Source organism: Hymenobacter rigui (assembly GCF_003944715.1).
GTDB classification, from domain to species: domain Bacteria; phylum Bacteroidota; class Bacteroidia; order Cytophagales; family Hymenobacteraceae; genus Hymenobacter; species Hymenobacter rigui.
The window spans coordinates 209,709-234,397 of sequence record NZ_RWIT01000003.1 but is presented as its reverse complement, the minus strand read 5'-3'; the positions used below and the strand labels follow the sequence as shown (position 1 = coordinate 234,397).

The following is a 24,689-nucleotide window of genomic DNA, read 5'->3' as shown; positions in this document are numbered from 1 at the left end:
TCTGGCTATCTGCTCCATCCAGTGCCTCCGGGGTTAACGGTAAGTCTGCTGATAGAAGCGCTGGTATTCCTCCAGATTCAGCGTCTGAAGAAGCACCGGCAGATTATCAATACTGATTACCACGGTTTGGTAACCCGCGCCCCGCAGTTTGCTCAGCGGCGACTGAGGACCGCGGAGCTTCAGGGCGTAGCTCTGGGCCAGCTTTGCGCCGGGCAGCGCCTCCACCACAATCATTTCCTGCGTGGTGCCTAAGGGTTGCTGCCGCACAAGCAGGCTGCTGGATTTGAAGTAGCGGGTGTTGTACACGCCAAGTTGAGCCGGTAAGTCCTTCAGCGCCGGGGCATCTTTGGCAAATATCAGCACAATAGCATGGGTAGCTGTTAAGTCAGCCTTGAAGGGCGACGAAGCCGTCGTTACCGGGGCGCTTGTGCTGCCTGGAGGAGTGGGCTGGTTGACCGGAGCAGATGTTGTGGGTGTCGTAACCGGCGCACTGGTAGAAGGTGTCGGGGGCACCGACGTGGGTGATGCAGGAGCCGGGTTGGTAACCGGGGGCGTTTTTACCGGTGCCGGTGCCTTTTTGCCCCGCGCCCGGGCCTGGGCAGCGGCCTGCCGGGCGGCTTTGGCTGCCTCTTCGGGTGTTGGCTCCGGAGCGGGAGCGGGGGGAGTAATGGTGGTTACGGGCGGTTCAGTGCCAGTCGCCGCTGCGGATGCGGCCGGGGTGGGGGATAGAGTACCCGCCTGGGTAGCTGGAGGAGTAGTGGCCGGAGAGGTGGTGGGTACGGCTGCGGAGGCAGGGGGCACAGCGGTTGTCTTCTGCGCCATAGGCACTACCGGCGACTCATTTTCCTGGTAATAGATCCGCATGCGGTTTTCCACCTCACCGGGCTTGAAAACCGAAACCGGAGGTTTATCCGTGGAAACTAGTGCACCGGTGATCTGGCCGGCATCGTATTTCTTGTAGGTGGTAAGAATCGCAACGGCCTGATTAGCCAACGGGCTTTCCGGGTAGTCTTTGTAAAACTTCTCCACGGTGGCCTTGGCCGTAAGCGGTGGCTGCGTACGGATAGTGAGCAGGGTGCTCAGGAAGTCAACCTTATCGTTGAGGTCGTTCTGCGGATGCTGCTTGCGGGCACGGGCCAGTACTGCTGCCGCTTTTTTGAATTCCTGCTTTTTATAGAAGGTAAACGCTGAGTCAACCAGTACGGCCACCTGGGCATTGGCCACGGAGGTGCGGCGCAGGTACTCGGGGTCGGCTACCAGGCGGGCGTAGGAGGAGTTCGGATACGTATCGCGCAAACGGGCCGCGTAGCTTTCCGCCTTACCGGTGTCGTTCTGGTTTTTGTACTGCAGATACAGGATATACAGTGTTTCCGGTGTATGCGGGCCCTTCGGGTAGCGCGTGAGCAGCTTCTCGTACGTTTCGGTAGCGCGCACCGGCTCCTTCAACTGCTGGCTATAGATGCCGCCCAGCGCATACAGAGCCTCCTCCGTCTGGGCGTCGGATTGCTGCAGCTGCGCGGCCGTGAGCGGTAGATCCTGCCGGTAGCGGGTTACCAGGTCGCGGAGCTGCATGGCAGGGTCAGATGCGGCGGCAGGCTGAGCCATGCCATTTACCACCGAATTGCCATTGCCCGCTATGCTAACCGGTACATTACCACCGCGCGTAGTAACCGGCGAGTTGCTTGCCTGATTTACCGTCCGCCAGTTGTCCTGCAGCGGCCGGTCACCCCATTTCCGGATAAAGTCGTTGCGGGCCGTGCTTAGGGCTGTGGGGTTGTCGAAGTACCATTTAGCCCCGGTGTTACCCGCCAGGAAATCATTGGCACTCACGTTAGGCTGCAGGTCGCGGGAAGTGCTCAGGCCGGTAGCCGTTTGCTGGTTACGCTGCTCGTCGCGGGCCTGCCTGACGGCCAGGGCCTCGGCCTCCTTACGCTGCCGGTCCAGCTCGGCCTGGGCATACGTCGTCAGGCGGGTACGTAGCGTGGCCGTGTCCAGGCGGGCCAATGCCTGCAGGCTGTCCTGGATTTCAATGACGGTGAGCTGCCGCGCGAAGTCTTTCAGAATGCCTGCCCGCTCCGCCGTGGTCTCGTAGTCGGGGGCTTCGCGGGGCAGATTCTGTACGGTGCTGTCGTAGTAAGCAGCAGCTAAGCGGTATTTCTGCAGATTCTCGTAGTAAATGCGCCCTCCCAGCAGGTAGGTGTAGGACTTCTGCGCCCGGTTGGTAGTAGGCGTGCGTGCCGACTTCTGCAACAGCGCCAAAGCCTCGGGGTAGCGCTGCTGCCGATACTCCAGCCGCGCCATCTCGTAGTAAATCTTGTCCCGGTACTCCTTGTTTTTGGTGTCTTTCAGCAGCTTGGCAAAGTACTTATCTAGTCGGGCCCGGTCGGTCTGGTTCAGGTCCGATACCTGGCCCAGCATCAGCTTGCTATAGAAGTCCAGCTCGTAAGGTGGGTTCTTCTTCAGAATCTGATTAAGCTGCGCGTATGCCTTCTTGTCCTCGCCCTGGTTCTGGTAGAGCTGCGCCAGAATATAGCGGGTACGCGACTGTTCGTTTTTCGGCTCGATGTATGGAATGGCCTTTTCCAGATTCTCGATGGCCTTGGCCGGCTCATTGATCTGCAGAAAATACTCGGCCCGCGTCAGGAACAGCTCCCGGGCATTCCGCTCCGTGCCTTGCTCCTTATCCAGGATGTCCGAAACGGCGGCGGCATTGTCAAGCTCCTTAAGGGTCAGAAACGTGCGCATCAGCCAGATCAGCGCCTCGTGGCGGGCATTGGGGTCTTTGCTGGTGGTGTTTACATACTTAAATGTCTTGGCCGCATCTTCCAGCTCCCGTTTGTAGTAGCGGGCTTTTCCAATCAGCAGGTAGCTGTCATCGGTCCAGTCGGAGCCGGGGCGGTGCTGTACCGGCAAGGACGCCTTCTTGATAATGTCGTCCATGTCGGCCGTTACCCGAGCCACGGTGGCATCATCCAGCGTCGGGAAAACGGGCAGCACCCGGTTGTAGTCGTTGACACGGGCCGCGTTGAGGGTGTTTTCCACGGCCCGCATCTTCTCATTCGCCAGAAAGTAGGCATTGTCGCGGGCCACCACGTTATCGTACGCGTGCCCCAGCATAGATGGGCGCTCAGAGGCACAGCCCACGATTCCTGCCACCAACAATGCGGCAGCGGAAGAGGCAGAAAGCACACGCAAAAGCAGAGAGTTTGTCGTCGTCAAAGCGGCAAAGAAGCTCAGGGCAGGAAAGGATGTTGAACCGAAAACGTGGTACTGCGCCGAAATCGTTCGGCGTTTCCCATTTCCACAACGAAGCGAAGCAGGTAAAAGTACAGGTTTCCCCGGTACCCGTTTGTTGAAGTTAGGGCGTAAGGCCGGGTGCTAACGCGCTACCGTGTAATTTTGCCTTTCCCACCGCTTTAGCTCCTGTTCATGGCCGCCCCTGTCCCGCAACCGCCCCGCCCGCCCGATTCTGAGAATACCTCTGACCGGATGCGGGCCGTAGCCCGCTACTCCGGCATCGGCGCCCAGATGCTGGCTACCATAGGGCTTAGCACCTGGGCCGGCTACTGGCTCGATGGGCACTTCCAGAACAAAACACCGTGGTTCACACTCAGCCTGATGCTGCTGGGCCTGTTTGCCGCCTTATATAATGTTATTCGCTCCGTAACCAAGGAGCAGTAACTGTTTTACTCTTTACCCGCTTTGCTGTTGAAAGCCTTCCTGCGCCCTTACCTGCTTTTCTCCCTGCTGCTGGCCTTCGTGCTGTATGCACTCTATAGTCAGTTCGGGCCGCGCATCGTGCACCCGTTCACGGTGTACACGTTTGGGTTCTTCTTTTTGCTCACGCTGCTGACCTATTGGATAACCGCCAAGCTGGTGCGGGCTAATGTCGAAAACTTTATGGTCGCCTATTTCGGGAGCATGGTTGCACGGCTGCTTTTGTCGCTTACGCTGGTGCTGGTGTACCTTTTTACGGGTGGCGGGCACGAAGGCAACGGCCGCTGGGCCTTTCTGGGGAGCTTCTTTCTCCTGTATTTTCTCTTTGCCGGGTTTGAAGTGTGGAGCGTTCTGAGTAACTTGCGCCCGTTTTCAAAACCGGGTGAAAACCCCTAGATGAAGGTTTTGTGAACCCCACCCCAATCCCCTCTGAATGAAGCGCTTACTGTTAGTCCTCCTTTGCTTCCTTTCGTTTTCCGTGTACGCCAACGAGCCGACGGCCACAACCGAAGAAGCCACCGATAAGGAGGCCTTCAGCCCCGGGGAGATGATTCTGCACCACATCGGCGACTCGCACGAGTGGCACTGGTTCTCCACCGACAATGATCATTTCACTACGTATCTGCCGGTAATTGCATTCCGTCCGGGTCAGGGTGTATCGGTTTTCTCCTCGCGCAACCTGGCCGAAGGCAAGGTGTATGAAGGCCTGAAGCTGGAGCACGAGCACTTGGTGTCGGAAGACGGCAGCAAAGTATACGATTTCTCCATCACCAAGAACGTAGCCTCGCTGATGATCAGTGCCGTGTTGCTGCTAGCCGTGTTTACGGCCGTAGCCCGCGGCTATGCCAAGCGCGGTAGCGGGGCTCCCAAAGGCATTCAGTCGTTCTTCGAGCCCATCATCGTGTTCATCCGCGACGAGGTAGCTAAGAAATCCATCGGTCCGAAGTACGAGCGGTATATGCCATATCTGCTGACGGTGTTCTTCTTTATCTGGTTCAACAACCTGATGGGCCTGATGCCCGGCGGTGCCAACCTCACCGGTAACATTGCCGTTACGCTGACCCTGGCTGTGCTGACGCTGCTCATCACCCTGTTCAGCTCCAACAAAAATTACTGGCATCACATCTTCGCTACCCCCGGCGTACCGAAGCCCCTGCTGCCCATCATGATTCCCGTGGAACTCATCGGCATCGTGGTAAAGCCTTTCTCCCTGATGGTGCGTTTGTTCGCCAACATCACGGCCGGTCACATTGTAACCCTGAGCTTCATCTCGCTCATCTTCATCTTCCGCAGCCTCACCGTTTCGCCCGTAACGTTGGCTTTCGGTTTGTTCATCAACTGCCTGGAACTGCTGGTTGCTATCCTGCAGGCCTACATCTTCACGCTGCTGACGGCCATGTACATTGGTGGCGCAGTAGAAGAGCACCACGACGCTGACTACCAGATGGGCGGTGGCGACGGTGCCGAGCCGGCACACGCGCACTAAGCCTTCACCACCCCCTGATTTTTTTGTTTTTCACTCCCCACAAACCATTTTTTTATGCTTCTTTCTCTGTTGTTGCAGATTGCTAACGCCGCTGGTCTGGCTGTATTTGGTGCCGCTATCGGTGCCGGTCTGGTTGCTCTGGGCGCTGGCCTGGGTATCGGCCGCATTGGTGGTCAAGCTATGGAAGCCATCGGTCGTCAGCCGGAAGCTTCGGGCAAAATCCAAACTGCCATGCTGATCGTAGCCGCCCTGATCGAAGGTCTGGCGCTGTTCGCAGTAGTAGTCTGCCTGCTGATTTCGTTCAAACTCTAGGGATAGAGGTAGTACAAGAGCAGCCCGCTGCGCGCGTCGCTTCAGCGCACGGCGTAGCGGGCTGTCTTGGCTTTTCTGGTACTGCTGGAGCCACCCAAACACGACGGAACTTCCGTCCGGCTTTCCTCGGTTCAGAGCATCTATCATCCACTACCTAAGTTTCTACGATGCAAATTGTAACGCCCGAATTAGGCCTGATTTTCTGGCAACTGGTGATTTTCGGCATCGTGCTGATTCTTCTCCGTGCATTTGCCTGGAAGCCCATCTTGGCCTCGCTGAAAGAGCGGGAAAGCTCCATCGAAGGCGCTCTGCGCATGGCCGACCAGGCCAAGCTGGAGATGCAGGAGCTGAAAGCCGGGAACGAAAAACTGCTGGCTGAAGCCCGCATGGAGCGTGACCGTATTCTGAAGGAAGCCACCGACGTTTCGAACCAGCTCATCGAGCAGGCTAAAAACAAGGCTACGGAAGAAGGCAGCCGCATGATCATGCAGGCCCGCGAAGCCATCCAGAACGAGAAAAACTCGGCACTGGCTGAGGTGAAGAACACCGCCGCCAAGCTCTCCATCGATATTGCTGAGCGCATCCTGCGCCGCGAGCTGGCCGACCAGCCCGCTCAGCAGCAACTCGTGGACTCGTATCTGCAAGAAGTGAAATTGAATTAAGGAGCGAAGGAGTTAGGAGCTAGAAGTCAGGAGTTGTTCAACATCTCCCAGCTTCTATCTCCTAGCTTCTAACTCCTAACTCCTACTCAATATGTCTGAACTACGAGTTGCCTCCCGTTACGCGAAGTCGTTGCTGGATTTGGCAGAGGAGCGCGGGACGCTGGAGCAGGTAAAGCAGGACATGGACTTGTTCACGAAAGTGCTGGACGAGAACCGTGAGCTGCGCCTGTTGCTGCGCAACCCTATTGTGAAGCACGATAAAAAACTGGCCATTCTGAACGCAGTGTTCACCGGCAAGGTATCGGACATCACGAGCAAGTTCTTCACCATTATCACGCAGAAGAACCGTGAAAGCGCACTGGAGTTTATTGGCACCGAGTTTCAGCGCCAGTATAACCAACTGCGCGGCATGCAGCTAGCCGAGGTAACTACGGCTGCTCCGCTGGATGCGCCTACCCGCCTGCAGGTGGTTCAGCTGGTGCGCCAGCAAACCGGCCAGCAGGATGTTACCCTCACCGAGAAGGTAGATCCTTCGCTGATTGGCGGCTTCGTGCTGCGCATCGGCGACAAGCTGATCGACGACTCGGTAAGCTACCGGCTGCGCAAGCTGCGCACCGAATTCTCAAAGAACCCCTACCACTCTTTAGTATAACCCACCATGGCAGAAGTACGTCCGGATGAAGTATCCGCCATTCTGCGGGAACAACTCTCCAACTTCAAAACCGAAGCCGAACTCGAAGAGGTAGGTACGGTTCTGCAGGTTGGTGACGGTGTAGCCCGTATCTACGGTCTGGGCAAAGCCCAGTCGGGGGAGTTGCTCGAATTTGAAAACGGCCTGCAGGCCCTGGTACTGAACCTGGAAGAGGACAACGTAGGTGCCGTAATGCTCGGCGACTACTCCGAAATCCGGGAAGGTGCCACCGTGCGCCGCACCAATAAAATTGCATCGGTAAAAGTAGGTGAAGGCATCATTGGCCGCGTGGTAAACACGCTGGGCCAGCCCATCGACGGCCGTGGCCCCATCCAGGGCGACACCTACGATATGCCCCTGGAGCGTAAAGCTCCCGGCGTAATCTACCGTCAGCCGGTAAACGAGCCTATGCAGACGGGTATCAAGGCTATCGACGCCATGATTCCAATCGGCCGGGGCCAGCGTGAGCTGATCATCGGTGACCGTCAGACGGGTAAGTCGACGGTAGCCCTTGACGCTATCCTGAACCAGCGCGAGTTCTTCGAGCGGGGCGAGCCGGTTTTCTGCATCTACGTAGCCGTAGGCCAGAAAGCCTCGACCGTTGCCCAGGTAGTAAACGCCCTGACCAAGGGTGGTGCCATGGACTACACCGTGGTAGTATCGGCTTCGGCTTCCGATCCGGCTCCCATGCAGTTCTTTGCTCCCTTCACCGGTGCTGCCATCGGCGAGTTCTTCCGCGACACCGGCCGTCCGGCCCTGGTCGTGTACGATGACCTCTCCAAGCAGGCCGTAGCCTACCGCGAAGTGTCGCTGCTGCTGCGTCGTCCTCCCGGACGTGAGGCGTACCCCGGTGACGTATTCTACCTGCACAGCCGCCTGCTGGAGCGCGCCGCGAAGATCAACGCTTCGGACGCCATTGCCCAGGACATGAACGACCTGCCCGAGAGCATCAAGCCCCTCGTAAAAGGTGGTGGTTCGCTGACGGCTCTGCCCATCATCGAAACCCAGGCTGGTGACGTTTCGGCCTACATCCCGACCAACGTAATTTCGATTACCGACGGCCAGATCTTCCTCGAAACCAACCTCTTCAACTCGGGTGTGCGTCCCGCCATCAACGTAGGTATCTCGGTATCGCGCGTAGGTGGTAACGCCCAGATCAAGTCGATGAAGAAGGTAGCCGGTACGCTGAAACTCGACCAGGCCCAGTTCCGTGAGCTGGAGGCCTTCGCCAAGTTCGGCTCCGACCTGGATGCCTCGACCAAGCTCACCATCGAGCGGGGCCGTCGTAACCTGGAAATTCTGAAGCAGCCCCAGTTCTCGCCCCAGAAGGTAGAGGATCAGGTAGCCATCATCTACGCCGCTACCAACGGCCTGCTCGACCAGGTTCCGGTGAACAAGGTGCGTGAGTTCGAGCGTGAATTCACGCAGGTAATGAACTCCCGCCACCCCGAGGTGCTGAAAGGCCTGAAGGCTGGTAAACTGGACGACACCACTACCGGCGCAATCCGTCAGGTAGCCAAGGATCTGTCGTCGGTGTACGCTTCTAAGTAATTCATTGGTTGTCAGTTGTTGGTTGTCAGTTGTCAGGAAAGAGCTTTAAGGCTTCATCCAAACTGACAACCGACAACTAGCAACTGACAACTTATTTTCACAAGAATGGCTAGCTTAAAAGAAGTTCGGAGCCGCATTACGTCGGTGCAGAGCACGCAGCAGATCACCAAAGCCATGAAAATGGTGGCGGCTGCCAAGTTGCGTCGGGCCCAGGATAATATCCTGCGCATGCGTCCGTATGCGCAGCGGCTCAACAGCATTCTGGGCAACCTGACGGCTCTGGCCGGTGAGGATATGGTAAGCGAGTACGCGGAGCAGCGCGAGGTGCGCCGGGTATTGGTTATTGCCATTACTTCGGACCGTGGTTTGGCTGGTGCTTTCAATAGCAACGTATTCAAGGGCGTAAATGCGCTGCTGCAGGACCGTTACGCGGCGCAGGCTGCGGCCGGGGCGGTAACGGTGCTGGCCATTGGCCGCAAAGCCCACGAGTATTTTGGCAAGCGGGTGCCGCTGCTGGGTAACTACCAGCACGTGTTCGGCAAGCTGTCGTTTGATACCGTGCGCGAAGCGGCGGAAGAGGCGATGGAAGGTTTCCGGGCTGGTCAGTACGACGAGGTAGTGATGGTGTACAACGAGTTCAAAAACGTGGCTACCCAGATCATCCGGACCGAGCAACTGCTGCCGCTGGTGCCCGCCGAGTTGCCCGCTGGTGCTCAGGCTACGTCGAATGTGGACTACATCTTCGAGCCTTCCAAGGAGGAAATCGTGCGCACCCTGATTCCACAGTCGTTGAAGGTGCAGCTGTATAAGGCCGTGCTGGAAAGCAACGCTTCGGAGCACGGTGCCCGCATGACGGCCATGGACAAAGCCACGGAAAACGCCGGCGAGCTGCTGAAGCAGCTCAAGCTGACCTACAACCGCACCCGTCAGGCCGCCATTACCACCGAGATTCTCGAAATCGTGGGTGGTGCTGAGGCTCTGGCCGCCGGCCGGTAAGGTTTCGCTTACACCCCGCCTACACAACGGCCCGCTTCCGGAAGGAGGCGGGCCGTTGTGCTTGTTGGCAGCTTGGCGCTTTGCTTACAGTTGCGCATACTGCCGCGTGGCCAGTTGCGGGCTAGGCTTGGGAATGGGCGGTGCCTGCGCCAGCAGGTCCAGTAGCTGCTGGGGCGTCACGTGCGTAAAATCCGGGCAGGTGAGCAGGGGGGCCTGAAAGTCGGTGGGCCGTAGCGTGGTGGTAACGCCCACGCACCGCATGCCGGCCTGATAGGCTGCCTGTTCGCCCAAAATGGCATCCTCAAACACCACGCACCGCTCGGGCGAAACCCCCAACCGGCGGGCCGTGACTGTGTACGTATCGGCGTGGGGTTTACCCCTATGCACATCGTCCTTGCCTACCACCACATCAAAATACTGGCGCAGCTTCAGGTGGTCGAGGATGTACTGGATGGTGTCTTCGCCGGAGCCCGTTCCCAGCCCGATTTTGAAACCGGCCGCGCGGGCAGCCTGCAGAAATGCCGTGAGGCCCGCTACTTCGCAGCGCTTATTCCAGTACAGCACCCGGTACAGCAGCTCGCGTTGGGCGGCGTATTCTTCCAGCTGCTTTTTCGGGACGGGTTTGGAAAAAACGGTTTTGAGGATGTTAGTGGCCGGCATACCGTTGAGGCGGCGCAGCAGGCGGCGGGCATTGGTGGTCAGGCCCAAGTCGCGGAACAGGAGCTGGAAGGCTTTGGCCTGCTCGGGCGTATTGTCGATGAGGACGCCATCCATATCGAAAATGAGGGCGTAAGGCTGAGCAGTAGGCATATAATGAAGGGGGGAACATGGCAGAAGCTACCCGCGTAGTACGCAACTCCGGCGGGGCAGGACTATCTTTGCCGCTCCGAACCGTATAGCAGCTCCCGCGGGGGCTGCTTCTTAATTTCCTTCCGCTTTGAAAACACCTTTGAGCCTCTTGCTGGCCGCTACCCTGGCGGTTCCGGCCTTCGCGCAGAAAGCCGGCAAGCCGCTGGAACGCCCCAACCTGGTAGTGGGGATTGTAGTGGACCAGATGCGCTACGACTACCTGTACCGCTACTGGAATAAATACGGCAACGGTGGTTTCCGGCGGCTGCTGGGGGAGGGGTTCAGTTACGAAAATGCCCACTATAACTACGTGCCCACCTACACCGGGCCGGGCCACGCCAGCATTTACACCGGCACCACGCCGGCGGTGCACGGCATTGTGGGCAACAACTGGCTGGTGCGCGAAGAGGGCAAGGGCACCTATGTGACGGAAGATAAAACGGTGCAGCCGGTGGGCGGCTCGGTGGCGGCCGGGCAAATGTCGCCGCGGCACATGCTCACCACCACCATTACCGATGAGCTGCGGCTGGCCACCAACTTCCAGAGCAAGGTAATTGGGGTGTGCATCAAGGACCGGGGTTCCATTCTGCCGGCCGGGCACGCAGCCAACGCGGCCTACTGGTACGACGGTGGTAACGGCGCCTTCATCACCAGCACTTTTTACACGCAGCAGCTGCCGGAGTGGGTAACGAAGTTCAACGCGGAAGGCCGGGCCGCTAGGTACCTCGATCAGGCCTGGAACACGCTGCTGCCCATTGCCCAGTACACCGAAAGCTCCCCGGACGATGTAGCCTGGGAAGGTGCGTTCAAAGGAGAAACCAAGCCCGTATTTCCGCACGATTTGCCAGCCCTGAGCGCTGCCCCCAGCACGGCCGTGAAGGGTAACATGGAAGCGGCCGGCGAAAAAGCCCCGGTAGCCACGCCCCGCAACCTCGATCTGATTCGCTCTACGCCTTTCGGTAACTCACTCACCCTGGATTTTGCCCTGGAAGCCATGCGGGCCGAACAGCTGGGCCAGCGTGGCCAAACGGATTTTCTGGCCCTGAGCTTCAGCAGCACCGACTACGTGGGCCATCAGTTCGGGCCCAACTCTATTGAGGCCGAGGATACCTACCTGCGCCTGGATAAAGAGCTGGAGCGGCTGTTTGCGTACCTGGATAAAGCCGTGGGCAAAAAGCAGGCGCTGGTGTTCCTGAGCGCCGACCACGGCGCGGCGCACTCGCCTAACTTCCTCATCGACAAGAAAATTCCGGCTGGCTCAGTGGGCCCCGGCCTCATGCGCGACTCGTTGCAGCGGAAACTGGTGAGTCTGCACGGCCCTGGTAACTGGGTGCTGAGCTACGAAAACCAGCAGGTGTACCTGAACCGCCCCCTCGTTGAGCAGAAAAAGCTGGACCTGTACCAGCTGCAGCGCGAGGTGGCCGGCATTATGGTGCAGTTTGCCGGCGTAACCCGGGCCCTGGCGGCCGAGGATGTGCAGAAGTCGCACTGGGAAAGCGGGATGCTGATGTATCTGGAAAACGGCTATTTCCCCAAACGCTCGGGCGACGTGCTGGTGGTGCTGGAGCCGGGCTGGCTGGAGTCGTACCAGTTTCCGGTAAACAAGGGCACCACCCACGGCTCCTCGGGCAACTACGATACGCACGTGCCGGTGGTGTTCTGGGGCTGGCACGTAAAGCACGGACAGTCATCAGCTCCGGCAAAGATTACCGATATTGCACCCACATTGGCCCGCTGGCTCCATATTCAGGAGCCCGATGGCTGCACCGGCCAACCTTTGCCGGAAGTGCTGGGCTGGTAAAAAAGGGTTGTTTGTTGCTGGTTGTCAGTTGTCAGTGGAAAACTGCCTGCCGCTTCCGTATGGTATTCAGTGATTTACAACCTGATAACGAGCCACGAACAACGAGTAACTGATAACGAACAACTAACAACTGACAACCAGTAGAATGGCTCATTTTAACCCCTGGCACGACGTAGAGCGCGGCGAAGACGCTCCCAAAGTTGTGAATGGCATCATTGAAATTCCCAAAGGCTCGAAGGGCAAGTACGAGCTGGACAAAGACAGCGGCCTGCTGAAACTGGACCGCGTGCTGTTCTCGGCCGTGCATTATCCGGCTGCCTACGGCTTCATCCCGAAAACTTACTGCGACGACAAGGACCCGCTGGATATTCTGGTGCTGTGCTCCGTGGACATCGTGCCCATGTGCTTGGTGGATGCCAAGGTGATTGGCGTGATGCAGATGATTGATCAGGACGAGGAAGACGACAAAATCATTGCCGTGGCCGCCAACGACGTATCGGTGAACCACTACAACGATATTGCCGACCTGCCCCCGCACACCCTGCTGGAAATGCAGCGTTTCTTCGAGGACTACAAGGCCCTGGAGCACAAGCAGGTAACGGTAGAGCGTTTTATGGGCCGCGAAGATGCTTACCGCATCATCGAGGACAGCATTAAACTCTACGAGGAAACCTTCCCGAAAGGCAACCCCAAGGATGTAGAGGACGTACAAGAGGCCCTGAGCTAATCTACCCTACTTCCTTCTACACACCGTGCAGCCCCCGGTCGTCAGAAATGATGCCGGGGGCTGCTGCGTGTAGCGGCCCCTGGGTCCGGCGGGCCATTGGTGCGGCGGTTTCGGTGGTATCTTGCCCTGCTCATTCCGCTTTGCCCGTGCCTGCTTTTCTGTCCGTGCTCCGTCGCCCACTCGATGCCGTGCTGTATAGCAGCACTTGGCTGTCGTTGGCGGCCCTGGGGTTGATGTGGGCCACGTTTCTGTTCTGGCAGGTGCACATTCCGGCGCGGCTGGGCGGGCTGATTTTCTCGGCCACGCTGTTTCTGTATAACCTCGACAGCGTACTGCCCTACAAGCAGGGCCAGCACCCGGGCCTGTCTAAGCGCAAACAGTGGATGCAGCGGCACCGGCGGGCGTTGCTGGTAGTGGCGTTGGTAGCCGGGCTGGTGGCCGGGGCACTGTTCCTGCTGGATGCGCGGCTGCTGCGTCTTACCCCGTTTCTGCTGCACCTGGGGCTTATTTCGGTGTTGTATTCGATGCCCTTGCTGAAGCGGCAGGGGCGCTGGTGGGCCCTGCGTGATTTACCGCTGCTGAAGGTGTTTCTGATTGCCTACGTCTGGGCTGGCGTAACGGTGTGGATACCGGCCCTGTACCTGGGTCGGGGGTTGATGGAACCGGTGGTGTGGCTGCTGTTTCTGCGGCGCTTCCTGTTTATTCTCGCGCTGGCGTTTGTATTCGATATCCGGGACTATACCAAGGACCGGGCTACCGGTACCCGCACGTTTCCGGGGCTGTTCGGCATCAGAGCCACCAAATATATTGCTCTACTGGCTTTGCTGCTGGCAGCCGTGCTGGTGCCGCCCGGTACGCCGGCCGGCCAGCAGGCACCGCTGCTACTGCCGTTGCTGGCAGCGGCGGCCGTTATCTGGTATGCCGAAGAAACGCGGCCCGACTACTACTTTGCCCTCCTCACCGATGGGGTGATGGTGTTCCAGTTTGTGGTAGTGTGGTGGATAACGCGGGGGCAGGCCGTGAGTTTCTCCTGAGGCGGGTGCTATAAGCTAATAGCACGTCATGCAGAGCGCAGCGAAGCATGACGGTTTATACAGCCGTAGTCTTTCTATGCACGGAATTTAACGAACAACCCGGCCCCAAACTGCAGAAAATCGGCTATTCTTGTTTCGCCTGCGCAGTGCAGGTGCTTGATACTATGGTGCTATGCTGAAACGAGTACGGGCCGTTCTGGCTTTAATAGGGTGTTTGCTGGCGGGAATGGCCCAGGGCCAGACGTCCGCCCCGGTGGACTTGGTGAACCCCCTGATGGGCACCGACTCCAAGCCCAGCCTTTCCAACGGCAACACCTATCCGGCCATTGCCCTGCCCTGGGGCATGAACTTCTGGCTGCCCCAGACCGGCAAAATGGGAAGCGGCTGGGCCCACCAGTACTCCGCCGACAAGCTCAAAGGCTTCAAGCAGACGCACCAACCCTCCCCGTGGATGAACGACTACGGGCAGTTTGCCCTGATGCCCATCACCGGCAAGCTGTGCTTCGAGGAAGAGGAGCGGGCCAGCTGGTTTTCGCACAAAGCCGAGGTGGCCCAGCCCCACTACTACAAAGTGTACCTGGCCGACCACGACGTAACCGCCGAGCTGGCCCCCACGGAGCGGGCCGCCCGTTTCCGCTTCACCTTTCCGCGCACCGATAGCGCCTACGTGGTGCTGGATGCTCTGGATAAAGGCTCCCATGTGCAGATTCTGCCCGCGCAGCGCCGCATCATTGGCTATACCACCCGCAACAGCGGCGGCGTGCCGGCTAATTTCAAGAACTACTTCGTGCTGGAGTTTGACCATGCGTTCAGCAGCACCACCATCTACCAGGACAAGGTGCTGGATGGCAAGCTGCTGGAAGCCAACGCCAACCATACCGGCGCGGTGGTGGGCTTCAAAACCCGCAAGGGCGAGCAGGTGCAGGTGCGGGTGGCCTCGTCGTTTATTAGTCCGGAGCAGGCCCTGCGCAACCTGGAGCAGGAAATCGGGGCCGCTGACTTTGAGGCTGTGAAAGCCAAGGGCCGGGCGGCCTGGCAGGAGCAGCTGGGCCGCATCAAAGTAGAAGGCGGTTCGGAGGCGCAGCAGCGTACGTTCTATTCCTGTCTGTACCGCAGCCTGCTGTTTCCGCGCAAGTTTCACGAGCTGGACGCCGCCGGCCAGCCGGTGCACTACTCGCCCTACAACGGGCAGGTGCTGCCCGGCTACCTGTACACTGATACCGGCTTCTGGGACACGTTCCGGGCTCTGTTTCCGTTCCTGAACCTGCTATACCCCAGCGTAAACAGCCAGATTCAGCAGGGACTGGTGAATACCTACAAGGAAGGCGGCTGGTTGCCGGAGTGGGCCAGCCCCGGCTACCGCAACATCATGGTCGGCAACAACTCCGCCTCCATTGTGGCCGATGCCTACCTGAAAGGCGTGCGGGGCTACGACATCAATACGCTGTACGAAGCGGCGTTGAAGGGGGCCAACAACCCGGGGCCGATGGAGGCCGTGGGCCGGGCCGGCGCGGGCTATTACACCAAGCTCGGTTACGTGCCCTACGACGTCAAAATCAACGAAAGTGCGGCCCGCACCCTGGAATACGCCTACGACGACTTTGCCATTGCCCAGCTGGGCAAGGCCCTGGGCCGACCCAAAAAGGAAGTGCAGCTCTACGAAAAGCGCAGCCAGAACTACCGCAACCTCTTCGACAAGCAAACCGGGCTGATGCGGGGCAAAAACCAGAACGGCACCTTCCAGTCGCCCTTCAACCCCTTCAAGTGGGGTGATGCTTTTACGGAGGGTAACAGCTGGCACTACACCTGGTCGGTGTTTCATGATGTGCAGGGGCTGATGAATCTGATGGGCGGCGCCAAGCCCTTTGTGGCCACCCTGGATACCGTATTTACCCTCGCCCCGGTGTTCGATGCCTCGTACTACGGCTCGGTAATTCACGAAATCCGGGAAATGCAGATTGCGGGCATGGGCAACTACGCCCACGGCAACCAGCCCATCCAGCACATGACCTATTTGTACAATTACGCCGGTCAGCCCTGGAAAACGCAGTACTGGGTGCGCGAAACCCTCAACCGCCTCTACCAGCCCACCCCCGACGGCTACTGCGGCGACGAAGACAACGGTCAGACTTCGGCCTGGTACGTGTTTTCGGCGCTGGGTTTCTACCCGGTGTGCCCCGCTACCAACCAGTACGTGCTGGGTGCGCCGCTCTTCCCCAAAGTGACGCTGCAGCTGGAAAACGGCAAACAGGTGGTGCTGAACGCGCCAAACAACAGCGCCGCCAACCGCTACATCAACGCCCTGACGGTGAATGGCCAGCCCTACAGCCAGAACTGGCTCAGCCACGAGGCATTGCAGCAAGGAGCCACGCTCAACTTCGACATGACGGCCGAGCCCAACCGCAGCCGGGGCAATACCCTGCAGGCCGCGCCATTCTCGGTGTCGAAAGCAAAGTAGCCGACCTTACTACCTAGCCCCCTCTCCTCGGGGAGAGAGGGGGTTCGGTAATAAGGTCGGCATCCGTCAGCTCCTGCAGGGCGGGGCCGATGAAGCGCACAATATCACCGGCTACGAGGCCCGCTTCACCGGTTTGCTGCACTGCCAGGTCGCCGGCGCGGCCATGGGCATATAGGCCGATGAGAGCCGCGTTACAGGCAGACAGGCGCTTATCGGCACGCAGGGCCAGCAACAGGCCCGTTAGCACGTCGCCGCTGCCGCCGGTAGCCATACCGGGGTTGCCGGTGCTGTTGAAGTACACCTGGCCCTCGGGCGTGGCCAGGGCCGAGTACGCCCCTTTCAGCACGCAGAAGCACTTGTGATGCCGCGCAAACTGCCGGAGCTGCTCCAGGCGGTGATAATCGTCACGGGCGGGCTCACCGGTCAGGCGCTCAAACTCTTTGGGGTGGGGGGTAAGCAGCGTATCGGGCGGCAGCAGCTTCAGCAGCTCCCGGTTGGCCCCCAGCAGATTCAGTGCGTCGGCGTCAATAATGAGCGGCACTTTGGCGGTTTCAAGCAGCCGGCGCAGCACCTCCCGGCTGGCATCCTCCTGGCCCAGCCCCGGACCAATGCCTATGGCGGCGTACGGCTGCAGGTCGGGCAGTTCGGAGATATAATCAGTAGCCGGGTCGAGCAGGCACATGGCCTCGGGTGTGGTAGTTTGCAGGATGTCATAGCCTACCTGCGGGATGCGCGTGGTAAGCAAACCCACACCTCCGCGCAGGCAAGCCCGAGAGGCCAGTACCGCCGCCCCAATCTTACCCTGGCTGCCCGCCAGCAGCAACGCATGGCCAAAGGTGCCTTTGTGGCTGAACTTAGGGCGCCTGGGATATCGGCCTGCCAGAAAGTTTTCCTCAATAAAGCAGTTATCCACAGCTAATTTGTGGATAACTGTGGATTCTAAGCCAATCGGCAGCAACTCCCACTCACCCACGAAATCAGCATTTTGCGGGAGTAGGAAGGCCATTTTAGGCAATTCGAAGCTGAGCGTGTAGTGCGCCTGTACGATGGCACTGCCGGCGGGTTGTGGGGCGTCGGCCAGTAGGCCCGAGGGCATATCCACCGCAATGCACAGGGCCTGCGAATCATTCAGGTGTGCGACTACCTGCGCCGCTAGCCCTGCCAGCGGCCGACTCAGTCCGGTACCAAACAGAGCATCCAGCACCACTGCCCCGGCCGGGAAGGTGGGTAGGTGCCGGGCATGCAACTCATGCCGGGGTACGGCTGCGGGCAGGCGCTGTAGGTTGGAAGTGTAGTCGGCGGAGGTTTTTTCGGCGGGCAGCAGCCACACCTCGGGCTGGTAGCCAGCCTGGTGCAGCCGCCGGGCCAGGGCCAGCCCGTCGCCGCCGTTGTTGCCGGGGCCGCAGAGAATGTGGAAAGGGGTATCGGCCGCGGGGTGCAGCGTATCGAGCAGCCAGTTGAGCAGGGCCGTGGCCGCGCGCTCCATTAGCTCCAGCGAGGTAATACCCTGGGCTTTCATGGTGCCTTCGTCGAGGGCGCGGGTTTGGGCGGCGGAAAGGATTTTCATACAATGCCTATACTTGAAACCGGATTTATCGGATACACAATGCGCTATTCTCTTTCTGTGCTGGCCTTGGTGGTACTGGGCTGCTCTGAGCCGAAGCCTGACAAAGCCGCTGGCTCCGCTACGCCTGGTACTGAAAAGGCAACGGCTGCTTCAGAAACTACGGACACTGTCTCGGTGCAGTCATTGCCCGCCGACCAGCTGCCGGCTGGAGTGCCCAGTCAACCCGGCAAAGTGCTGGAAATGAAGCAGTGGACCGATACCAACGGCCTGAACCTTTTGGTGATAACCCGCACCCCGGAGCAGGACGAGCCCGCCAACCCCGATGAGCCAGATGGAGCCAGTCACGCAGAAATGTACGCCCGCCAATACGTGCAGCGGGCCGGTACATGGCAGGAGTTGTGGCACCTGCAGGACGGCGTACAACACTGCCCGTTCGATTTATGGATTGGTCCTGTCCCCGGGGCCACAACGGTGACCGACCTGGACCACGATGGGCAGACGGAAACTACCTTGCTCTACTCCCTCACCTGTACCAGTGATGTGAGCCCGGCCAACCTGAAGCTGATTATGCGCGAGGGGCCGGCCAAGTATGCCCTGCGCGGGTACACCGTGGTGCAATATGATTCGGTGCCCCTGATTCAGCGCATACCAGCCAGCCCGTGCTGCCTCGATACCATCAGCGCGGCCCGGCTGGAGGAGCATTACGAGCTATTGGCAGGCCGTTATGAAACCGAAAAGGAGTTTCGAAACGCCCCGCCCGCCTTTCTGCAGTTTGCCCGGCGGCAGTGGCAGCGTTTTTCCTCCAAGGCTACCATGGAGGATCTTTAGCCGGGGTCTGAAAACTTCCGGCCCGGCCCCCGCGTTTGCACAGTAGTTGACTTTCTGATCTTAGCCTCCGCAACCATGCAAACCTGGAATGATGTCATCCGGCTGGCCAACCACGGCAGCCCGGCCCCCGATAAACGCGTAGAAAAAACCGACGCCGAGTGGCGCGCCCAGCTCACCCCCGAGCAGTACCACGTAACCCGCCAGCACGGCACCGAGCGGGCCTTCACCGGTGAGTACTGCGAGGCCCACGAGGCTGGCCTGTATGCCTGCGTGTGCTGCGGGACCCCGCTCTACGATTCCCGCACCAAGTTTGAAAGCGGTACCGGCTGGCCCAGCTTCACGCAGCCGGTGCAGGAAAACGCCATCCGTTACAAGAAGGACACCAGCTACGGCATGACCCGCGTGGAAGTGCTCTGCAACGTCTGCGACGCTCACCAGGGCCATGTATTCCCCGATGGCCCCCCGCCCTCCGGTCTGCGTCTGTGCATCAACTCGGCCGCCATTAAGCTGGTAAGCGAAAAGCAGGAAGCGTAGCAGCAACCAGCTATTTGCCCTGATGAAAGAACCCCGGTGCACCGCGCCGGGGTTCTTGTTTTTGTTGGCACTAGCGGAACTGCCAAATTTCTCCCGACTTTCGTAGTCCGCTTCCGCAACTTGCTGGAAACGGACCGTGTTATAGAGGCTTTCCCACCCCAACTTCCACCCCACCCATGTCGTTGCTTTTCACTGATTTTGCCAGTTGGCAGGCCCATTGTGCCTCCACTGGCGAGCCGCTCTACCAGCCCGTTCTCGCCTACGAAATCGAGCAGAAAGGCCGCACCGAGGAGCAAATCTGGACGGGTTTGCAGCGGGCGTATGATGTGATGCGCGACGCAGTGCATACCGGCCTGACGCAGAACATGACGTCCCGCTCGGGTATGGTAAACAACGGGGCCAAGAAAATTGCCGCTTCGCCGGTTACGGTGCTTTCGCCGGAATTCAAGCAGCTGGTTACCCGGGCGCTGGGGGCCAAGGAAGTGAATTCCTGCATGGGCCGGGTGGTAGCCGCACCCACAGCCGGGGCGTCGGGCATTCTGCCGGGCGTGTTGGTTACGCTCCAGGATATTCACAAGCTGGAGGACCGCCAGATTCTGGAAGGCCTGCTGGTGGCGGCCGGCGTGGCCCTTATCATTGAGCAGAATGCCTCGCTGGCCGGGGCCGTGGGCGGCTGCCAGGCCGAAACCGGCTCGGCGGCGGCCATGGGCGCGGGGGCAATTGTGTACTGTCTGGGCGGCTCGGTAGAGGAAACCTTTGCGGCCGTGGCCATTACCATTCAGTGCATGCTGGGCCTGGTGTGCGACCCGGTGGCTGGCCTCGTGGAGGTGCCCTGCGTGGTGCGTAACGCTTCCGCTTCGGCCATTGCCTTCAGCTCCGCCCAGATTGCCATTGCCGGCGTCGACCCGGTGATTCCCGTGGACCAATGCGTGGCGGCGCTGGGCGAGGTGGGCCAGAGCATGGAAACCCGCTACAAGGAAACTGCCCTCGGTGGCCTGGCTAACACCACCCGGGGCCGTGAAATTGAGAAGATGGTGCTGGTGCAGGACGTTCAGATCCTGCCTGACGAAGACACCGCTGAATAATTCCGGCATCAGGTCAGGTAAAAACGCTGCCCCCAGTGGCAATAAAAAAGGTCCTTCCCAATCGGGAAGGACCTTTTTTGCGGAGCCGTAAGGTGCCGGATTATTCTCGCACAATGCGGCGAATATCCGTGCCGCCTTCTGTGCGGGCGCGCAGCATGTACACACCCGTTGGCAGATGGCTGAGGTTCAGCTGTACCTCGCGCGGCGTGGTGCTGCCGCTCACGGTCAGGGTCTGAACCAGTTTGCCCACGGCGTCATACACTGTCAGCTCCGTGGCTTTGGCATAGCCGGCCAGCTTCACCGTCAGCAGCCCGTTGGTAGTGGGGTTGGGGTAGATGTCGAGCACTGAACCGGCCAGCGGCTTCACTGCCGACGTAACCACCTGTACCGTTGAGGGCAGGGAGGCGCAACCGGCGGCGCTGGTTACCACCACCGTGTAGTTCCCGTACTGAGCGGCCGAGTTCACCACGTAATCCTGACCGGTAGCACCCGGAATCAGGATGTTGTTGAGGTACCACTGGTTGCCGGTAGCCGCGCTGCTGGTGAGCGTGGTTACGGCACCGTTGTAGCGGATGGTGATGGTAGGCTGAGCCGGCCGGGCATTAATGGTTACGCTGAACGTAGCCGAAGTGGCCGCGCAGCCACCCGCAGCCGCCACGGTATTGGTTACCGTGTAGGTGCCGGGCGTACTGGTAGCCAGGTTGATGGCACCTGTCGAAGCGTTAATCACCAGGCCCGTCGTGCTGCTGAACGTGCCGGCCGTGGCACCGGTGGCCAGAACAGGAGCTGCTGAGCCGGAAGCCGAGGCACAGTACGAGGCGTTGGCGTAGCTGAAGCCGGCCGTGGCCGGAGCCGTAATGGTTACCGTGGTAGTTGCCGTTACCGCTGCGCAGCCGCCCGAAGCCGCTACCGTATTCGTTACGGTGTAGGTGCCGGGCGTAGAGGTGCCGGGCGTAATGGCACCGGTAGTAGCGTTAATGGTCAGGCCCGAGGTGGAGCTGAACGTGCCGCTGGCTGCCCCGGTCGTCAGCGTCGGCGTTACCGAGCCGGTAGCACTAGTGCAGTACGAGGCAGCCGCGTAGCTGAAGTCGGCCGTGGCGGGTGCGGTTATCGCCACCTGGAAGGTGGCCGTTACGGCGGCACAGCCACCGGAGGCCGCCACCGTATTGGTCACAGTGTAGGTGCCCGGGGTAGAAGTGGCAGGCGTAATGGTACCGGTAGTGGGCTCAATGGTCAGGCCCGTTGTGCTGCTGAACGTACCAGCCGTAGCGCCCGTGTTCAACGCAGCTGCTATCGAACCGGCAGCACTGGTGCAGTAGCTGGTAGCCGCGTAGCTGAAGCCCGCCGTAGCAGGAGCCGTAATGGTAACGGTTGTCGTGCTGCTTACCGGTCCGCACCCACCCGCAGCGGCTACTGTGTTGGTTACGGTGTAGGTGCCGGGCGTAGAGGTAGCGGGTGTAATAGCACCTGTAGCCGCATCAATGGTCAGGCCCGAGGTGGAGCTGAACGTGCCGGCCGTAGCACCGGCAGCCAGCGTAGCCGTAACCGGACCGGTGGCCGAGGTGCAGTACGAAGCATCGGCGTAGCTGAAACCGGCCGTGGCCGGCGTCGTGACGTTTACCTGAATGGCCGTGCGGTTGCTCAGGCACTCCGAGGTAAAGGTGAGGTTAAAGAAGCTGTTGTACGTCGTGTTCGAATACGAAGTGGACGTGTAGGCGGTGTAGGAGCCCTTCACCGTCAATGCCCCATCCGTGAGAGGATAGGTGCCGGTGTACGTGCTGTAGCGGCCCAAAGCACCCGCCAGGTTCGACAGCTTGTAGTCGCCGGGAGCCAGGGTGTAGTTGAGCGGCACCGTTACCCGGGTGCCTACCTGAGCAGCCGTAATGGTCACGGTTACGTCGCTGCCGGCTACGGCCGTGGGCGTACCGCTGGGCTGCGTACCGGCAATGCTGTACAAACGGATAGTCAGCGGGCCAGCCGCCGTCGGGTACACATCCACCGAGGCCAGCGTACCGGCCTGAGATACGGCAAAGCCCAACGGATAATCCAGGAGCGAAGACTGGGCGAAAGTGCCGTAGGCGGAAGAGTTGCTGGGCAGACCGGCTACGTAGGTAATCGGGGTGGCCGCTTCCACAAAGTACTGGCGCGAGGCCGTCAGGGCCGGGGTGGTGAAAGTGCCGCCGGTAGCCAGCGGTGCGCCACCCGTGGCCGCGTCGTAGAACCGGATGGTATTGCCGGTGGCAGCCGTAGCCGTCAGGGTAGCCGTGGTGCCTTCGCAGATGGTCACCGGCGTGTTGGTGGTCAGCACCTGCGCGTTGTTAACCGTAATGGTTGCCACGTTGCTGGTGGCCGCAGTAACGCACCGAACCTGGGCCCGGAAGTACGTGGTCTGAGTCAGGATCGGCGTGGTAAAGGTGGCGGCAGTAGCGCCGGCAACATCCGTGAAGGTGGTGTTGTCGGTGGATTGCTGCCACTGAATGCTGCCGTTGGCGGCACCCGTCAGCGTGAGGGTGCTGGTGCCGCTCTGGCACAGTTGCGAGGAACTGGCCGTAACAGTGCCGGCCACCGGAGCCGTAACCGTGCGCGTCACGGCCGATGCCAGCGCATCGTTGCTCGTGTCCTGGTCGCCCTGTACAGTGGCAGTAAGGGCAAACGAATACGTGCCCGCAGCACTCATGTTCAGCACAGGTGCGAGGGCCACGGCCTGCGTGGCCCCGGCCGCCAGCGTACCCGTGCTGACAGTAGCAGTCAGCGTCTGCGGACCGCCGGGCGTGGTTACCACAGCTGTAACGGTGGCAGGAGTAGCAGCAAAGTCAATTGTCTGAGTGCCCACGTTGCTCACGGTTACCGAAACGGTTTCGGTAGCCGAGTAGCAGGTCTGCGTGGCCGGAGTTGCCAGGCCAGTGGCCGCCAGGTCAAGCGCCTGCGGGCTGTTTACCCGCACGTTGTCGATGTGGAAATCGTAATCGGGGTTGTCATCAACTGTTCCTTCGGAGGCAAAAAATCCCAGAATGACGGGCTGCCCGGCATAGCTGCCCAGGTTGATGCTATAATTGGCGAGGCTGCCGTTGGGCGGCTGGTTACCGGCATTGAACTGCGCAAACGCCGGAATCCGGGTAAACGTAACGCCGCAGTCCGTGGAAATCCGCACTTCCACGAAGTCGTCGGTGCCCGTCATGCCGGCCGCATCGGCGCTGGTGCTGTTGTAGTCCGACAGGCCGGCGCTGAACGTCAGTACAGTGGAGGCAGTAGGCAGGAACTTCGGCGACACTACCCACTCGCTCTTGCCGGTGCTGAACAGGTTCACCTTAATCGTGGTGTTGCCGGCCGGGAAGGTGGCATTGGTCCAGGCGGAGGTGGTGCCGGCCGGAACCGTTGCACCGGTGGCCTCAAACCAGCCGGGGTACAGAGTGCTCAGGTTGGCACCGGTGTAGCCGGTGAACGTGAGCGTCTGGCCCTGGGCGGCGGGGGCCACTACTGTGCGGGTAATCGTAGTATTGTTGTTGCTGGCATCAGCGTCGCCGGGCACGGTGGCCGTAATGGCAAACGAATACGTGCCCACCGCCAGCATGTTCAGCGTACCCACCGTAACGGTTTGGGCCGTACCGGAAGCCAGCGTGCCGGTATTCACGGTAGCGGTAAACGTCTGGGTGGCGGCGCCGCTGACGGTTACTGTCACGGTGGCCGGCGTAGCAGTAAAGTCCAGAGGCTGCGTGCCGCTGTTGCGGATGCTTACGGCTACGGTTTCCGTAGCGCCGTAGCAGCCCGTCGCTAGTGGCGACGAAAGACCGGCCGCCGATACATCGGTAGCCACGCCACCCACCACGAAGGTCCCTTCATCGGCCCCGATGTCGGGGGTGGTCGTGTCACGGGTTTCCCCATCGAAGTCGGTGGTGATGCTGCTGATGGGCTGAGCCTTGCTTTCCGCCAGGTTCGGCACGGCGGGGTTGAGGTGCAGGAAGCCGGCGTTGGTACCGGTAGTGCTCAGAAACGTGGGGTTCTCTGTTACCGAAGCCGTTTCGCGGCCACCACCCGCATATGCTGCATACGCCGTTACCGAGGTCTGAGCGTTGGCCAGCGTAGCGCCACCTTCCACGTAAATCACCCGGTTGGCTGCGGGAGCCCCGGCGTAATACAGGTTGTTGTTGGAAGTGGTAGCCAGCTTGGCACCCGGAGCCGCGCTGAAACGCAGCGCCGCCGTAGCGCCGCCCGTTGTGCCCGGCACCGAGAGGTTGGCTACCAGGTTATTGCGGATATCAACGGTAGGTGCGGCCGAAGCCACATAAATGCCCGACGTGCCAAACGTGGTGGTTGACGACGACGAGGCATTCAGGTACACCGTATTGAAGTACAGATTCATGGTGGTGCCGCCGGCCACGTACAGGCCGGAA

General features: G+C 60.0%; 19 protein-coding genes and 1 pseudogene. 15 read left to right on the top strand and 5 right to left on the bottom strand.

The window, feature by feature from the left end:
- Positions 1 to 33: 33 nt before the first annotated feature.
- Positions 34 to 3,144 carry a type IX secretion system periplasmic lipoprotein PorW/SprE gene (gene porW, locus EI291_RS08050; RefSeq protein ID WP_449546882.1) on the bottom strand — a complete coding sequence of 1,037 codons (3,111 nt, stop codon included), beginning with the start codon at positions 3,142 to 3,144 and terminating at the stop codon, positions 34 to 36.
- Between the two features lie 285 nt (positions 3,145 to 3,429).
- On the opposite strand from porW, the gene EI291_RS08045 reads away from it, so the two are divergent.
- From EI291_RS08045 to atpG, 8 genes are all read left to right on the top strand, one after another.
- Complete coding sequence (locus EI291_RS08045) at positions 3,430 to 3,681, top strand: AtpZ/AtpI family protein (RefSeq protein WP_240635433.1); 252 nt, start codon at positions 3,430 to 3,432, stop codon at positions 3,679 to 3,681.
- Positions 3,682 to 3,708: 27 nt separating this feature from the next.
- The gene (locus EI291_RS08040; protein ID WP_125419288.1) at positions 3,709 to 4,113 is read left to right on the top strand and encodes a hypothetical protein; all 405 of its coding nucleotides are present in this window, start codon (positions 3,709 to 3,711) and stop codon (positions 4,111 to 4,113) included.
- 37 nt (positions 4,114 to 4,150) lie between these two features.
- Positions 4,151 to 5,203 carry a F0F1 ATP synthase subunit A gene (gene atpB, locus EI291_RS08035; protein WP_125419287.1) on the top strand — a complete coding sequence of 351 codons (1,053 nt, stop codon included), beginning with the start codon at positions 4,151 to 4,153 and terminating at the stop codon, positions 5,201 to 5,203.
- A 54-nt stretch (positions 5,204 to 5,257) separates the two neighbouring features.
- Complete coding sequence (gene atpE / locus EI291_RS08030) at positions 5,258 to 5,515, top strand: ATP synthase F0 subunit C (RefSeq protein WP_044000749.1); 258 nt, start codon at positions 5,258 to 5,260, stop codon at positions 5,513 to 5,515.
- A 167-nt stretch (positions 5,516 to 5,682) separates the two neighbouring features.
- Complete coding sequence (locus EI291_RS08025) at positions 5,683 to 6,177, top strand: F0F1 ATP synthase subunit B (protein ID WP_125419286.1); 495 nt, start codon at positions 5,683 to 5,685, stop codon at positions 6,175 to 6,177.
- A 91-nt stretch (positions 6,178 to 6,268) separates the two neighbouring features.
- Positions 6,269 to 6,829, top strand: coding sequence for an ATP synthase F1 subunit delta (gene atpH / locus EI291_RS08020; RefSeq protein WP_125419285.1), 561 nt, complete (start codon positions 6,269 to 6,271; stop codon positions 6,827 to 6,829).
- A 6-nt stretch (positions 6,830 to 6,835) separates the two neighbouring features.
- Positions 6,836 to 8,419, top strand: coding sequence for a F0F1 ATP synthase subunit alpha (gene atpA / locus EI291_RS08015; RefSeq protein WP_125419284.1), 1,584 nt, complete (start codon positions 6,836 to 6,838; stop codon positions 8,417 to 8,419).
- 105 nt (positions 8,420 to 8,524) lie between these two features.
- The gene (atpG, locus tag EI291_RS08010) at positions 8,525 to 9,415 is read left to right on the top strand and encodes an ATP synthase F1 subunit gamma (RefSeq protein ID WP_125419283.1); all 891 of its coding nucleotides are present in this window, start codon (positions 8,525 to 8,527) and stop codon (positions 9,413 to 9,415) included.
- Positions 9,416 to 9,499: 84 nt separating this feature from the next.
- On the opposite strand, the gene EI291_RS08005 is transcribed toward atpG, so the two are convergent.
- Positions 9,500 to 10,225, bottom strand: coding sequence for an HAD family hydrolase (locus EI291_RS08005; protein WP_125419282.1), 726 nt, complete (start codon positions 10,223 to 10,225; stop codon positions 9,500 to 9,502).
- Between the two features lie 127 nt (positions 10,226 to 10,352).
- Between EI291_RS08005 and pafA the strand changes: the two genes are divergently transcribed.
- The 4 genes from pafA to EI291_RS07985 all read left to right on the top strand — a co-directional run bounded on the left by pafA (position 10,353) and on the right by EI291_RS07985 (position 16,284).
- Positions 10,353 to 12,065, top strand: coding sequence for an alkaline phosphatase PafA (gene pafA, locus EI291_RS08000; protein WP_125419281.1), 1,713 nt, complete (start codon positions 10,353 to 10,355; stop codon positions 12,063 to 12,065).
- Between the two features lie 145 nt (positions 12,066 to 12,210).
- Positions 12,211 to 12,792: an inorganic diphosphatase gene (locus tag EI291_RS07995; protein ID WP_125419280.1), complete on the top strand. Its 582-nt coding sequence runs from the start codon at positions 12,211 to 12,213 to the stop codon at positions 12,790 to 12,792.
- Between the two features lie 146 nt (positions 12,793 to 12,938).
- Positions 12,939 to 13,826 (top strand): UbiA family prenyltransferase, encoded by an 888-nt coding sequence (locus tag EI291_RS07990; protein ID WP_170172562.1) that lies wholly within the window; start codon positions 12,939 to 12,941, stop codon positions 13,824 to 13,826.
- 172 nt (positions 13,827 to 13,998) lie between these two features.
- Positions 13,999 to 16,284, top strand: coding sequence for a GH92 family glycosyl hydrolase (locus tag EI291_RS07985; protein WP_125419278.1), 2,286 nt, complete (start codon positions 13,999 to 14,001; stop codon positions 16,282 to 16,284).
- A 13-nt stretch (positions 16,285 to 16,297) separates the two neighbouring features.
- Here EI291_RS07985 and EI291_RS07980 read toward each other — a convergent pair whose 3' ends face one another.
- Entirely contained in the window at positions 16,298 to 17,851 is a 1,554-nt protein-coding gene (locus tag EI291_RS07980; protein WP_125419277.1) for an NAD(P)H-hydrate dehydratase, read from the bottom strand.
- Between the two features lie 39 nt (positions 17,852 to 17,890).
- Here EI291_RS07980 and EI291_RS07975 point away from each other — a divergent pair, with 39 nt between their 5' ends.
- The 3 genes from EI291_RS07975 to sdaAA all read left to right on the top strand — a co-directional run bounded on the left by EI291_RS07975 (position 17,891) and on the right by sdaAA (position 20,298).
- The gene (locus EI291_RS07975) at positions 17,891 to 18,679 is read left to right on the top strand and encodes a M949_RS01915 family surface polysaccharide biosynthesis protein (RefSeq protein ID WP_125419276.1); all 789 of its coding nucleotides are present in this window, start codon (positions 17,891 to 17,893) and stop codon (positions 18,677 to 18,679) included.
- Between the two features lie 75 nt (positions 18,680 to 18,754).
- Positions 18,755 to 19,213: a peptide-methionine (R)-S-oxide reductase MsrB gene (msrB, locus tag EI291_RS07970; RefSeq protein WP_125419275.1), complete on the top strand. Its 459-nt coding sequence runs from the start codon at positions 18,755 to 18,757 to the stop codon at positions 19,211 to 19,213.
- Between the two features lie 176 nt (positions 19,214 to 19,389).
- Positions 19,390 to 20,298, top strand: coding sequence for an L-serine ammonia-lyase, iron-sulfur-dependent, subunit alpha (gene sdaAA / locus EI291_RS07965; RefSeq protein WP_125419274.1), 909 nt, complete (start codon positions 19,390 to 19,392; stop codon positions 20,296 to 20,298).
- Between the two features lie 100 nt (positions 20,299 to 20,398).
- Here the strand turns inward: sdaAA and EI291_RS23500 are convergent, their stop codons facing one another.
- Together EI291_RS23500 and EI291_RS23495 are read right to left on the bottom strand one after the other, a co-directional pair.
- A complete protein-coding gene (locus EI291_RS23500) occupies positions 20,399 to 22,033 on the bottom strand; it encodes a T9SS type A sorting domain-containing protein (RefSeq protein ID WP_394343377.1) in 1,635 nt (544 codons plus the stop codon).
- 399 nt (positions 22,034 to 22,432) lie between these two features.
- Positions 22,433 to 22,975, bottom strand: a pseudogene (locus tag EI291_RS23495) (Ig-like domain-containing protein); the annotation flags it as partial.
- Positions 22,976 to 24,689: the final 1,714 nt, after the last annotated feature.

Bases quoted from the DNA above. Each gene is read 5' to 3' on its own strand.
- EI291_RS07975 (WP_125419276.1), top strand. From the start codon at position 17,891: ATGCGCTATTCTCTTTCTGTGCTGGCCTTGGTGGTACTGGGCTGCTCT.
- EI291_RS08005 (WP_125419282.1), bottom strand. From the start codon at position 10,225: ATGCCTACTGCTCAGCCTTACGCCCTCATTTTCGATATGGATGGCGTC.
- atpA (WP_125419284.1), top strand. From the start codon at position 6,836: ATGGCAGAAGTACGTCCGGATGAAGTATCCGCCATTCTGCGGGAACAA.
- atpG (WP_125419283.1), top strand. From the start codon at position 8,525: ATGGCTAGCTTAAAAGAAGTTCGGAGCCGCATTACGTCGGTGCAGAGC.
- sdaAA (WP_125419274.1), top strand. From the start codon at position 19,390: ATGTCGTTGCTTTTCACTGATTTTGCCAGTTGGCAGGCCCATTGTGCC.
- atpH (WP_125419285.1), top strand. From the start codon at position 6,269: ATGTCTGAACTACGAGTTGCCTCCCGTTACGCGAAGTCGTTGCTGGAT.
- EI291_RS07985 (WP_125419278.1), top strand. From the start codon at position 13,999: ATGCTGAAACGAGTACGGGCCGTTCTGGCTTTAATAGGGTGTTTGCTG.
- atpE (WP_044000749.1), top strand. From the start codon at position 5,258: ATGCTTCTTTCTCTGTTGTTGCAGATTGCTAACGCCGCTGGTCTGGCT.
- EI291_RS08025 (WP_125419286.1), top strand. From the start codon at position 5,683: ATGCAAATTGTAACGCCCGAATTAGGCCTGATTTTCTGGCAACTGGTG.
- atpB (WP_125419287.1), top strand. From the start codon at position 4,151: ATGAAGCGCTTACTGTTAGTCCTCCTTTGCTTCCTTTCGTTTTCCGTG.
- EI291_RS07980 (WP_125419277.1), bottom strand. From the start codon at position 17,851: ATGAAAATCCTTTCCGCCGCCCAAACCCGCGCCCTCGACGAAGGCACC.
- EI291_RS07995 (WP_125419280.1), top strand. From the start codon at position 12,211: ATGGCTCATTTTAACCCCTGGCACGACGTAGAGCGCGGCGAAGACGCT.
- EI291_RS08045 (WP_240635433.1), top strand. From the start codon at position 3,430: ATGGCCGCCCCTGTCCCGCAACCGCCCCGCCCGCCCGATTCTGAGAAT.
- msrB (WP_125419275.1), top strand. From the start codon at position 18,755: ATGCAAACCTGGAATGATGTCATCCGGCTGGCCAACCACGGCAGCCCG.